At 36.5% G+C, this 12,770-nt stretch carries 10 protein-coding genes and 2 pseudogenes; 8 read left to right on the top strand and 4 right to left on the bottom strand.

Annotated elements, in window-relative coordinates:
- Positions 1 to 49 precede the first annotated feature (49 nt).
- The 3 genes and pseudogenes from shc to ACIQZI_RS17880 all read right to left on the bottom strand — a co-directional run.
- Positions 50 to 1,933 (bottom strand): squalene--hopene cyclase, encoded by a 1,884-nt coding sequence (shc, locus tag ACIQZI_RS17890; RefSeq protein ID WP_403075539.1) that lies wholly within the window; start codon positions 1,931 to 1,933, stop codon positions 50 to 52.
- Positions 1,934 to 2,265: 332 nt separating this feature from the next.
- Positions 2,266 to 2,544: a DUF1450 domain-containing protein gene (locus ACIQZI_RS17885; protein ID WP_403075536.1), complete on the bottom strand. Its 279-nt coding sequence runs from the start codon at positions 2,542 to 2,544 to the stop codon at positions 2,266 to 2,268.
- A 180-nt stretch (positions 2,545 to 2,724) separates the two neighbouring features.
- Positions 2,725 to 3,183 (bottom strand): annotated as a pseudogene (locus tag ACIQZI_RS17880) (iron chelate uptake ABC transporter family permease subunit); the annotation flags it as partial.
- A 536-nt stretch (positions 3,184 to 3,719) separates the two neighbouring features.
- On the opposite strand from ACIQZI_RS17880, the gene ACIQZI_RS17875 reads away from it, so the two are divergent.
- The 5 genes from ACIQZI_RS17875 (at position 3,720) to ACIQZI_RS17855 (ending at position 8,001) form a co-directional block, all read left to right on the top strand.
- On the top strand, positions 3,720 to 4,676 hold the full coding sequence (locus tag ACIQZI_RS17875; protein WP_062185803.1) for an ABC transporter permease: 957 nt from the start codon (positions 3,720 to 3,722) through the stop codon (positions 4,674 to 4,676).
- Positions 4,663 to 5,619, top strand: a complete 957-nt coding sequence (locus ACIQZI_RS17870) for an iron chelate uptake ABC transporter family permease subunit (protein ID WP_403075533.1) — start codon at positions 4,663 to 4,665, stop codon at positions 5,617 to 5,619. Before ACIQZI_RS17875 ends, ACIQZI_RS17870 begins: the two co-directional genes overlap by 14 nt.
- Positions 5,616 to 6,383 (top strand): iron ABC transporter ATP-binding protein, encoded by a 768-nt coding sequence (locus ACIQZI_RS17865; RefSeq protein WP_403075530.1) that lies wholly within the window; start codon positions 5,616 to 5,618, stop codon positions 6,381 to 6,383. The genes ACIQZI_RS17870 and ACIQZI_RS17865 overlap by 4 nt, the downstream gene beginning before the upstream one ends.
- Positions 6,384 to 6,544: 161 nt before the next feature.
- Entirely contained in the window at positions 6,545 to 7,579 is a 1,035-nt protein-coding gene (locus ACIQZI_RS17860; protein WP_403075527.1) for a siderophore ABC transporter substrate-binding protein, read from the top strand.
- Between the two features lie 89 nt (positions 7,580 to 7,668).
- On the top strand, positions 7,669 to 8,001 hold the full coding sequence (locus tag ACIQZI_RS17855; RefSeq protein WP_062185811.1) for an antibiotic biosynthesis monooxygenase family protein: 333 nt from the start codon (positions 7,669 to 7,671) through the stop codon (positions 7,999 to 8,001).
- A 44-nt stretch (positions 8,002 to 8,045) separates the two neighbouring features.
- On the opposite strand, the gene ACIQZI_RS17850 is transcribed toward ACIQZI_RS17855, so the two are convergent.
- Positions 8,046 to 8,360 (bottom strand): hypothetical protein, encoded by a 315-nt coding sequence (locus tag ACIQZI_RS17850; RefSeq protein ID WP_403075523.1) that lies wholly within the window; start codon positions 8,358 to 8,360, stop codon positions 8,046 to 8,048.
- A 101-nt stretch (positions 8,361 to 8,461) separates the two neighbouring features.
- Here ACIQZI_RS17850 and ACIQZI_RS17845 point away from each other — a divergent pair.
- The 3 genes and pseudogenes from ACIQZI_RS17845 to ACIQZI_RS17835 form a co-directional block, all read left to right on the top strand.
- Positions 8,462 to 8,697, top strand: a pseudogene (locus tag ACIQZI_RS17845) (ABC transporter); the annotation flags it as partial.
- Positions 8,698 to 9,627: 930 nt separating this feature from the next.
- A complete protein-coding gene (ltaS, locus tag ACIQZI_RS17840) occupies positions 9,628 to 11,607 on the top strand; it encodes a lipoteichoic acid synthase (RefSeq protein ID WP_403075520.1) in 1,980 nt (659 codons plus the stop codon).
- A gap of 497 nt (positions 11,608 to 12,104) precedes the next feature.
- Positions 12,105 to 12,695: a YhcN/YlaJ family sporulation lipoprotein gene (locus ACIQZI_RS17835; protein ID WP_403075517.1), complete on the top strand. Its 591-nt coding sequence runs from the start codon at positions 12,105 to 12,107 to the stop codon at positions 12,693 to 12,695.
- The last annotated feature ends 75 nt before the right edge of the window (positions 12,696 to 12,770 follow it).

Genomic DNA, 12,770 nt, shown 5'->3' with positions numbered 1-12,770 from the left:
GTTATGGGATCTGTATTTTGATGAATATTCCCGATTTTTACCTTTTTACTTACGAATGATCATATTTATTTTGATAATGACTGAGGGCAAGTAGCGGAAAAATAAACCGGTAGCTGTGATAATGCATATACACATAACCTGGCAAACCTTGGCCCGCTGGATAGTCGTTGGTCCAGTTCTGGCTTTGTCCTTCGCCAATAAGATAAGCGATACCTTTTTCAATGGCAGGTGTAGATGTAGGAGAAATGGATACTAGCGCATCAACAGCCCACGCAGTCTGAGTAAGGGTGCTTGCGCCTAGGGGCATATACTTCTTCCCAATATCGCTTGTGCAAGATTCTCCCCACCCACCATCTTCGTTTTGAATGCTCATCAGCCATTTTGCTGCCTTTTGAATGGCTGGATGATTACTCACAATGCTTGTAGCTCGAAGGCCTGTTAATGCTGCCCAAGTTCCGTAAATATAACAGATTCCCCACCTACCATACCAAGATCCGTTTTTTTCTTGAGCGTGAAACAGCCATTTTACTGCTTTTCTGATGGCGCTTGCGGTTTGTTTGCCATTGGTAAAATTACCGAGAAATTCAAGTGTTCGTCCAGTTAGATCAGGTGTGGAAGGGTCTGTAAGAAAAAATTCTGCTTGTTCGATTGGCAAGAATTGCAACCATTTTTTATCAACATTTTTTTCAAAGGCAGGAAATCCACCATCATCATTCTGTGTCGAAAGCACATAGGCCAACCCACGATTATAGGCAGTTTTTATATATGGCTGAGTGGAGGTGGCTGGATATATCGCCCTTAGTGCAGCCGTTGTGTCATCGATGTCTGGGTTCATCGTGTTGCCGTCCGAAAAGCCCCATCCACCTGGTAGAGCATGAGGATTATGCAGACGCCAATCTCCGTATTTAACTTGCTGCCGGGTGGTCAAATAGTGATTTGCTTTATGAACAATTGGATTATCAGGTTCTAATCCAGCTTCCTGAAGGGCGTAATTAATGAGTGCCGTATTCCAAATTTCAGGCCTTGTGAATTGAATATGCAGCTGTCCATCAATGGAAGTAGCCATGGCTCTTAAGCCTTCAACGGCTTTTAGAATGATCGGATCCTTTTTTGAATAACCTTGTGAGAGTAAAGCAAAAATCATAAAAAATGTAGCACTAAAAAAGTTGTAAAGAGTCCCGTCTTGCTCAATTCGTTCAAGCATATACTTTTTAATACCCTCGACTGCCATTTTATGCAGTAGGGAAGGAAGCCCGATCAGGTTTTTGACACCATAGTAAATCGTTTGAACCAAGGAACGGCCCTCCTCGCATCTGAATTCTTCCCAGAGATCGTCTGAACGGGAGGGAAGCAATGCTTTCAAATTAGGCCCTGAAGCAATATTGATCTGAAATTTATGATCAGAGCATAAAAGGAGTGGGAGAAAGTTTGACCTCGCATATACGGATAAATCATACATGCTAATGGGAAAGGTGGGGGGAAGCAATACGGCTTCGACTGGAATCGGAAAGATAAGCGGCCATTTCAATTGACCGGTAAGTATCAACATAATTTTTGTAATCGAGCTTGCCTTGCTCAACCCTCCGTTAGTAACAATGAATTGTCGAGCCTTTTCCATATGCTCATCATTCTCATGATGCAGACCAGATAAAAGCAATGCATAATAGGCCTCTATTGTCAGTGAAACATTCCCGTCCTGTTCATCATGATATAACTTCCACGCGCCGTTTTTCTCCTGACGGCTTATAATTCTTGCTGCTAAAGCTTGAATGAGTTCATCGTCCCGTATGTCGAGTGCTTTTAATAAAATGATCATAAACGCATCAGGTGTAATGCCGATTTCAAATGGATAGTGCCAAGACCCATCTTCTTGCTGGTCAGTCTGTAGCCGAATGATCAGACGGTCGATTTCATTCTTTACATATTGATTCATTACACTCACTCCTTTAAAGACTGCATGAATACACTATTTAACGATATGACTAGTACGCACTTGTTATGAAAAAACTTATATTTATAATGAGTGAAAAGGAAAAGTGGTTAGGAAAAAAGCAATACTGGTTAGTAAAAGGGTCAAAGAGCTGAGTCGGGGGGAAAGAGGTTCAAAGCGACTAGCAAAATACCTAAATCGATATTCCTGAGAAGCTAACTTCATCTTTTCATCACAAAACAAAGAGCAAATGCGAGAAGAACCTAGGCATTTGCTCTTTTTGGTAATGAATCGATTATTTCAGTCTGAAAAACAGCTCTTGAAATTCTAGTTTTTTACTTGTTGGCATTCACTTTATCTTTCAGCTGAGCCAGTAAATCACCAGAATCAATCCCTGTAATCATGGCACCATTCAGCTTCGCGTAAGCAGACTTCTTACACAGCTTACATTCGCTTAAACATTCATACTCTTTATAGGAAACTTGTGGACTTTTTAAAAATTCTCCATACTCTTCTGCATATTCTTCCTCTAAAAAACGATCCAGGTTCGTTTGGCAGAATTCAAGTGTGACTTTTGGTTTTTTCGTAAATAATTTGCTGATAAATGCCAACATAAAATCTCTTCCTTTATATTAAGCTTTTTCCAGGGAATGTTTACTATAGCTTGTATTATATCATCCTAAATCTTATCGTGATACTTTGATGATTTTCCTTCAACTACTAAAAAAGGCTAAAAATTAAAAATTCATACTGTTTTGGGGTAATATAATAAAGGGAATACCAGTTTAGCTAAATGAGACTAAAAAATAGAAGATGGATGCCGGGATAACATGTTTACGCTTATATGATTTAGTAAATTGAGATGCGACATTCGCCACCATCAATCCAAGAAATGTGGTAGGTCCGACAAGTGCAGTCGATACAAAAGTTAAAATAGCAACTACTATTAATATTCGCTTCATTACATAATCGTAATCGACACCTAAATTAATGGCCTGTGTACTTCCAAACAACATCACATCTAAATATTTTGCAAATCGTAGGAAATAAAGCGTTGTAATAAGCATTAAAATTGCTACTATTAAAAGTAAATCAGTTTTTATATTGTTAAAGCTTGCGAACATTTTGTTTTGAACAATTTGGTATTCGTTTGGATCTATTAATACTTGCGTGAAAGAAGACAAGCTTGAGAGAAGCGTCCCGAAAATCATTCCTATTAGTAGAAGGAAGTAGATATTTCGGCCTCCTTCTTTTCTAAACGGCATTATTCCTATTTTATTAAATAGGCCCTAACATTGCCACATAGGACTGTGAAGGTATTGGCTAAGTAACGTAGCAATTACTGCGAGCACCGTTAATTAAAACTTATTATTCATATGCCTTTCTCCTCATTAATAGATAAATAAATATCACGCTGTCAAATCCCTACTACAAGGCCAATTAGAATTTCAACTGGATAAATAATCAGTCGGCCCACTATGTCGCAGAATTTTTAATAAGGCCGGATCATTGCCAAATTCATTGGCCCTTTCATTTAATAAACTCTTAAATTGGCTTTTTTTATATCTTCAATTTCTAGGAAAATAAGGTTATCGAAACTTGGTTTTTCATTCCTTACTTAAAAAAATTCTCTGTCTGATTGGGTCCATGGCTATGTCGGAAATTCAAAATGAACTTATATAATTATTGATTTTTGGCAATTTTGTGCTTATAATTTATATGTACTCGAGATTGAGAATCATTTTCATTGTTTTACATACTTGAGAATAAATAGAATATGGGGATAAAAATGAGACTGTGGATGTTAATGATCGCTGCAATCATTCTCTCGTTTATCTCGCTATTTGTTGGTGCAATTGATATTAAGCCGAGCGACCTTCTAGATTGGGATTCTGATAAAACACAAATTTTCTTAATTAGTCGTGTGCCTCGTTTAATGGCGATTATTCTAGCGGGTGCGGGGATGAGTATTGCAGGATTAATAATGCAAAGTGTAAGCCGTAATAAATTTGTATCACCAACAACGGCGGGTACGCTAGATGCAGCTAAGCTTGGTATTATTATTTCAATGCTTTTCTTTACAAATGTAACGTATTTTCAGCAAATTATATTCAGTTTTGCATTCGCTTTAGTTGGAACGCTAATTTTCATGCAATTACTTGATCGCATTAAATTTAAAGATGTAATTTTCGTACCGCTAATCGGGATTATGTACGGGAATATTCTATCGGCGATTTCGACGTTTTTAGGTTATGAAGCTGAAATTTTACAAAACGTTCAAGCATTCTTCATGGGTAGTTTTACTTTAATCGTATCTGGACGTTATGAATTATTGTATGTAGCTGTCCCAGCCATCATATTAGCTTACATATATGCGAATAAGTTTACGGTAGCTGGAATGGGTGAAGATTTTGCAAAAAATTTAGGACTAAGTTATAAAATGGTTTTAAATTTAGGTTTAGTTTTAGTAGCTATCATTTCGACTACTGTCGTACTAACTGTTGGTATTATCCCTTTCTTAGGGTTAATTGTGCCGAATATCGTGTCGATTTATATGGGGGACAATTTACGTAAAACGATTCCACATACAATCATGCTAGGAATGGTTTTCTTGCTGGCATGTGATATTCTTAGCCGCTTAGTTGTATACCCTTATGAAATTCCAGTAAACCTAACAGTCGCAGTTTTTGGTAGTGCGATCTTCTTAGTAATGTTATTTAGGGGGAAAGCATATGCGAAAAAATAGTACGAAAATAATTATATTAGCGGTAATTGCGATAATATTCATTTTGCTTTTTGCTTTTTATAATATTCGGGGCGGTTTTGATTATGCCTTCCCACGTCGTTTAGTACGAATTGGAGCAATGGTAATCACTGGGATAGCAATATCATACGCTACAATTATTTTCCAAACAATCACTCATAACCGAATTTTAACGCCTTCTATCATGGGGCTTGACTCGATGTATGAGGTTGTACAAACCGTTATTTTTTTTGCTTTAGGTTCGGCGTCTATTTTTGTTGTAGACCGTTATTTAAACTTTGGAATGGCAATTATTGCAATGATTCTTTTTGCGTTAATTCTATATCGATTCTTATTCCGAGCGGATAAATATCCGATCTTTCTATTATTACTAGCAGGAATGATTATCGGGACATTACTTGGAAGTTTAGTGAATTTCCTCCAAGTAGTGATAGATCCAGTTGAATATCTAAGTTTACAAAGCCGATTATTCGCAAGCTTTAATAACGTTAAGTCAGAGTTATTGTATCTTTCAATGGCGATATTAGGGGCAGCTTTCATCTATGGTAAAAGAATGTTAAGTGATTTAGATGTGATGTCTTTAGGTCGTGATGCGGCAATCAATCTAGGTATAAACTACGATAAAATGGTGTTAAAAGTATTAATTTTATCATCCATTTTGATTGCAACTTCAACTGCACTTGTTGGTCCTATTACATTTTTAGGATTAATCGTATCGAACGTGGCCTATCAATTTATTAATACATATCGACATTCAGTTTTAATTGTAGCATCTAGTTTAATAAGTATTATTGCATTAGTAGGCGGACAGTTTTTGGTATTACACGTATTCCATTTAAATACGACAATTAGTGTCATTATTAACTTTATCGGTGGTATTTACTTTATTTACTTATTGCTGAAAGAAAGTAGGGCTGCTGGATGATTGAAATCAAAGGTATAACAAAGTATTTTGGCAAAAATCCTGTAGTAGAAAATGTAACAGTGACAATCCAACCAAAAACGATTACGTCATTTATCGGGCCAAATGGTGCTGGTAAATCGACGTTATTGTCCATGGTAAGTCGCTTATTAGATTCTGATACAGGTGAAGTCCTTCTAGATAAAGGTAATGTTAAAAAGATGAAGTCTGATGAATTTGCAAAACGAGTGGCCATTCTAAGACAATCCAATCATTTAAATGTTCGCTTAACAGTTCGAGAGCTAGTGTCATTTGGGCGTTATCCGTATTCAAAGGGTCGACTAAATAGTGAAGATGAAAAATTTGTTGATCAAGCCTTAGAATATATGAATTTAACCGATATCCAAGATAAATATTTGGATGAATTATCTGGTGGTCAAAAACAACGTGCGTTTATTTCCATGGTTATTGCACAAGATACAGAATATATCTTATTAGATGAACCGTTAAATAACTTGGATATGAAACATTCTGTTCAAATTATGAAAATTTTACGTAAGCTGGTTGATGAATTAGGTAAGACCGTTGTGATTGTATTGCATGATATTAACTTTGCATCAGTATATTCAGATCGTATCGTTGCTCTTAAAGATGGACGTGTTGTGAAAGATGGTCTAACAAATGAAATTATAAATACTGCTGCATTGCGGGAAATATATGATATGGATATACCAGTCCAAGAACAGGACGGGTGTCGTATTTGTGTATTCTTTAATTCGCATTCGTAAACTTATGGTTTAGAAAAGGGTGATTTGGCATGCTTTTCTAAATCGTTTTTTTGAATAAAGTTGTATAAAATAAATGAAAAATGAGTTGACCTATCATTTTTACATGTTATAATGATAATGATTATCAATATCATTATAAAGGGAACGGGAGAGAATAAAAAATGAATAAATGGAAAATTTTAGCTGTAACAACTTTACTATCTTTAGTTTTAGCAGCATGTGGATCAAATGAAGAAGCGACAACAGATACACCTGAAACTAATACAGAAAAGACAACTGAAGGAACAGAAAAGGCTACTGAAACTTCTGCATTCCCAATGACAGTTGCATCTTTAACTGGTGAAAGAGAAGATAAAGAAGCAGGAACAAAAACGGTGTTTGAAGATGTTACTTTAGAAGAAATGCCAGAACGTATTGTTACTTTAGACTTTGGTTTCTTAGATAATCTTGACGCTTTAGGAGTGGAGGGCGTTGTTGGTCTTCCTAAATCAAATCTGCCAGCAGACTTAAAAGAAAAATATTCTTCTGACGAATATGCTGACTTAGGTACTTTAAAAGAAATCGATTTCGAATTAGTAGCATCACTTGAGCCAGATGTAATTTTCATTTCTGGTCGTCAAGCTCCAATGTATGAACAATTAAAAGAAATTACTCCAAACGTAATATTCGTTGGATCTGATAATGAAGATTATATTAAAGGTATTAAAGAAGGCGCAGAACTTGCAGGGCAAATTTTCGATAAAGAAGAAGAAGCTAAAGCTATAAATGCAGATTTAGATGCAAAAGTAGCCGAACTTCAAGAAAAAGCTGCAGGTTATGAAAATGCATTAGTAGCTATGTATAATGAGAAGAAAATCGCTGGTTTCGACAATGGTCCGGATTCTCGTTTCGCTTATGTATATAACGACTTTGGATTCAAACCAGTAACTGAAGATATTGAGTCAAGTGCACATGGTTCTGATTTCAGTTATGAGTCAATTTTATCAGCTAACCCAGAAGTGTTATTAATCATTGACCGTAATGCTAATGACGATGATGCACTTAAGACAGATATTGAAAACGACATTATTAAACAAACTCGTGCTTACAAAGAAGGCAAAATCGTTTACCTTTATGGAGGTAACTGGTACTTCGCAAGTGGTGGCGTACCAACTGAAATGGAGAAAATTCAAGAAATCTTAGACGAGTTAAAATAAGATTGACATAAATATTTGACTTCAAAAGAGCAGGCTGTCCAATAAATAGGACAGCCTTTACTATAATTAAGAATTAAGGGGGAAGACAGATGTTTGTTCAAATTCGTAAGTGGACAATTACTGAAGGAAATTCAGAAAAGATATTAGAACGTTTTAAAAAGAAACCCGGCCAAGGCCCATCATTAGTGGAACAAAGAGAAGGTTTTATTAGCCGTGAGTTACTTGTAAAAAATATACGTCGTGGGGAAGAAGAAGTAATTATGATTATCCGCTGGGAGTCTGAAGATGCTTGGAAAGCTTGGGAAAAGAGCCCGGAGCATATTGCTGGTCACAAAGAGAAGATTAAACAACATGGTGGTAAACCACCAAAACCAGACTATATTATTAATATGGAGCACGGTAACTACACTGTAGTAGAATAAGTACCAGACGTTCTCTAGAAGCGTTTTAACTTTTTATTAAGACTCTATAATCCGAACATATTCCCTAGACTTAAATGGTTTATATAAGCGTGATCAAAACAACGAGCAAGTAATTCTACCTTTTTCCTACGATTTCGGTCATTAACAGAATCATCAACAATGATTTTGTTAATGACCGTTCGTGTGTCCTCATTGTATGCAACGAAAGGTCTCCCATCGACAAACTCCACTTTATAGTCTTTTAAATCAAAAAGCTCTGTCTCAATATGTGGATGTTGGCCTGCTTTCGTTAGCACCTCATTTACAGAAATAGCTGTTTTTGCCCCGATTAATGCCCCTGATATACCTAATAATTTCATGATGATCCTCCATGCTAATCAGTATTATTGCGTTAGTTGGGGGCAAATGTTGGTCGAGAGAGTCTTTACCTTTTCGACAACACTGGGTATCATCATTCACTAACTTCGAATACATTGTCGAAAAAATCCTGATTATCTATTCGTAGTTGATCGAGATGCAGTTGTAGGTGATAGAGCTGTTACTAAAACAACGATAGAAAATGATTTAGTAAAAGGTACAAAAGCTTTCAAAGAAGGGAATATCATCTATTTAGACCCTGCATACTGGTACCTATCAGGCGATGGACTTGGATCCGTTCAGGAAATGGTGAATGAAATTGCTGAGGGTCTTAGATAATTCTAAAAAACAAACTAAGAATGTCTTAAAGGGATCGCCCCCGTAGCCTATAAAGGATAAAGCGTTAGTTTAACGCACCTAATTCTTTATAGTAGCTGCGGGGTCTGGTCCTTTGCACGTAAGACAAACTTCGTTTATTTTTTTGTTGTGAACAGGACTTTTTTTGATACAAAGAAAAGTGGACGAAGTTTTTAAGTGGAATCCTCAATTTGCCTGTCCGTATCAAGCGTAAACAGCACCATCCCCCACAAGAAACCAACTTCTAATCGAGATTTCCCATCCATCATATACTTGTCGGTTTAGCGCAGATTGTGCTGACTTCGACGTTTATTACAGGAAACGGCCGATTTTAATCAAAGTTCCTAAATAAGTACTTGAGTTTTGTTTATCGTTTGTAATTTAGTGGAAAAAATAGTGGAGTTGTGATATAATAAAAGGATTCAACTCAAGAATACTGTTACATTTATCTTTCTGACAGATGCTAAGTTTATTTACTATTCATTCGGAACTTTGTAAAGGCAGTGTAAAAGCAACCGGAATTGCAGTGGAATAGGGATGGATTGAGACTGCATTTGTACTTGGGAAATATGGAAATGAAAAAAAGTGATATTTAATGGAAGTTCAAGTGAAAGTCCGTTATAGTAGTATTTGTGACGTTAGAAATAAGCATTAATTTGTTATCTTTTTCGGATCGTGTTCATATGATAATGAGTATTTAGCACCTTTCATTGTCTATACTGAATTGTTACAATTTCTTTACAATATAATACGAATGGGAATAAAAGGATAATCACTCAACTAATCTTGACTTATTGAATGAAAGTGATACTATGTATTTTATGCTCGAAATGTCATTTACTTATCAAGATAAATAATCAGGATCTGTATCATCGATTAAGGCTCAGATTACTAGATTAATAGAGGTGAAACATGAATAATTTTCTTAAAAAGGGTCAAAGCATTTTACAAACTAAACTTCTTAGTTTCTTCATAATAGCAGTTACATTATTTTGGATTAAAACATATATTGGCTATCAGGTGGAATTTAATTTAGGGATTGATAACAAACTTCAATCGTTTCTACTGTTTGTTAACCCGATTAGTTCAGCCATTCTTTTCTTTGGAATCGCATTGTTGGCCAAGGGGAAAAAGACATATAAATGGGTGATTCGATTAAATTTCATTTTATCAGCCGTCTTATTCTCTAATATCGTTTATTACCGTTCTTTTACGGACTTCATTACTTTACCAACACTTACGCAAGCATCAAATTTTGGTGACTTAGGTCCAAGTGTATTAGCATTATTCAAACCTTATGATATTTTGTATTTCTTGGATACAATCATCTTGATCGCATTGTATTATTCTAAAGCAATCAAGCCAAGTGAAATTAAAATGAAACGCCGTACGGTTGCAATGGTCTTCCTTGCTGGACTTGCTATTTTCTCAGTAAACCTTGCTTTAGCGGAAAAAGACCGTCCGCAACTACTTACTAGAACATTTGACCGTAACTATATTGTTAAATATTTAGGCATGTACAATTACATGGTATATGACGCAGTACAAAATACGAGAACATATGCACAGCGTGCAACGGCAAACAGCACAGACATTGCTGAGATTGTCAATTTTACAAAAGCGATGTATGCTGAGCCAAACCCAGAATATTTCGGTGCGTCAAAAGGTAAGAATGTGATTTATCTTCATTTGGAATCGATGCAGAATTTCCTTATTGATTACAAGCTTAATGGAGAGGAAGTTACACCATTCCTAAATTCATTAGCGCATAGCACAGACTTTATGTATTTTGATAATTTCTTCCATCAGGTTGGTCAAGGTAAAACATCTGATGCAGAGTTTATGCTTGAAAATTCATTGTACGGTTTGCCACAAGGTTCAGCATTCACGACACATGATCAAAATACGTATCAAGCTGCACCAGCTATTTTAGGTCAAGAAGGGTATACGTCTGCTGTTTTTCATGGTAACTATAAGACTTTCTGGAACCGCGATAAAATTTATAAAGCACTTGGGTTTAATCGTTTTTACGATGCAAGCTATTACGATATGAATGTAGAAGATACAATGAGCTATGGCTTGATGGATAAGCCTTTCTTTCAAGAATCCATTCCGATGCTTGATAAATTGCCACAGCCATTTTATTCGAAGTTTATAACGGTGTCACACCATTTCCCGTATTCGATAAACCAAGACTTAACAACAATCGCACCTCATACAACGGGTGATAAGTCAGTTGATAATTACTTCCAAACGGCCAGATATGCGGATGAAGCACTTAAAGAGTTCTTTACCTATTTAAAGGAATCCGGCTTATATGATAATTCCGTAATCGTGATGTACGGTGACCATTATGGAATCTCAGAAAACCATATGAGAGCTATGTCTCAAGTACTTGGAACTGAAGTTGGGGAATTCGAAAACGCACAACTACAACGTGTGCCTTTACTGATTCATGCACCAGGTGTCAAGGGTGGAGTCAACCATACGTATGGCGGACAAATTGACTTAATGCCGACACTTATGCATTTACTGGGTGTAGACACGAAAGAGAATGTTCAATTTGGTACAGATTTATTGTCTAAAGATCATCACCAATTGATTCCATTCCGAAATGGAGATTTTATTACACCATCTGTAACTTCTCTCAAAGGAAAATACTATGATACGAATACAGGGGAATTAATCGAAGAAACGGAAGAGATTGCTGCGGATAAACAACTTGCGCAAAAACTACTTCAGTACTCCGATAAGGTTGTGAATGGAGATTTATTACGCTTCTATACACCTAAGGGATTCACGCCAATTAAACCTTCTGACTATAATTATAACAATGAAGAAGATAAAGAAACTCCGGTGGAACCATCTACTCAAGAAACATCTGGAGAATAAAGGAACAGGCAGGAAGAATACTCTTCTTGCCTGTTTTTTTGTGTGAAGGATATGGTACAGGGCCTCGCGACTTACTAATATAGCCAATCTCTTAGCGGGTATACTCATTTTATCGAGAAAGCAGCCAAAATTTCGGCTCCGCATCGCCACCATTATGATTAGATGAGTGTAGCGTTTTTAATGAGGGATCCTTCAAAAGTAACTGGTGGAAATTTAACGCCATTTTAGGTTTTGTATGCAAATAAACGAAAATTTGGCACTGGCATGCAAATCATAAATCCCGCTCGAAAAGCGTTAGTTCTGGCGTGAAAATCCTCCATTCTGGCGCGTAAATTTGATTTCCGGATCGTCATTTGATTAAAAAGTAGGCCGGTGCAGATAACAGGACCAGTATTTTACATGGAAGGAATTGTTGCAGGAAATTTAGTTGGGTTCTTACATATTTCATCTTCTCTGGCGAACACTAAATTTGTAATAATGAAAAAGGAGTGATGGATATGAAGAACGCAATTATGGTGGGTGGAATAATAGCAACATTATTTGTTGGAGGATGTACAGCCAACAATACTAAACAGGGTAGTGAGAAAATGGGTGTGAATCATCCGACAGGTGTAAATCATCCGACAGACGTAAATCATCCGACAGACGTAAATTATCCGACAGACGTAAATTATGACAGAGCCATGTTTCCGAATGAAGCCCAAAATGTACGAAATAATGTCAACTATAACACAAGGAATGTCACATATAATAATGATATTAGAGAGGGGAGCAACCTTTCTGCTGAAGTCGATAAGCTAAAAGAAGTGAAGCATTCTACAGTAATGGTGATGGGAAACAGTGCCTATGTTGCAGCCGACTTATCGGACAAAGGAAGCAATGAGTTAGCGAAGAATGTAGAGGAGAAAATTGCTGACAAAGTAAGGGCAGCTGATGCAACGATTGAAAACGTGTACGTGTCTTCAAGCCCTGACTTCATTGATCGTATGCAAGGCTATTCGACTGATGTGAGGAATGGTCATCCAATCGCAGGATTTGCTGATGAGTTCACTGAAACGGTGAAACGCGTTTTCCCGTCTGCACATTAATGATTGTAAGGAAGATGACATCATCCACCTGCTTATGAAGTGATGTAAGAATCTTGAATACCTTGACTTAATTAA

It is taken from the genome of Peribacillus sp. NPDC096379 (assembly GCF_044762875.1).
Taxonomy (GTDB): Bacteria; Bacillota; Bacilli; order Bacillales; family DSM-1321; genus Peribacillus.
Note: the sequence above shows the minus strand (reverse complement) of the source record. Positions and strands in the feature narration are given on the sequence as shown.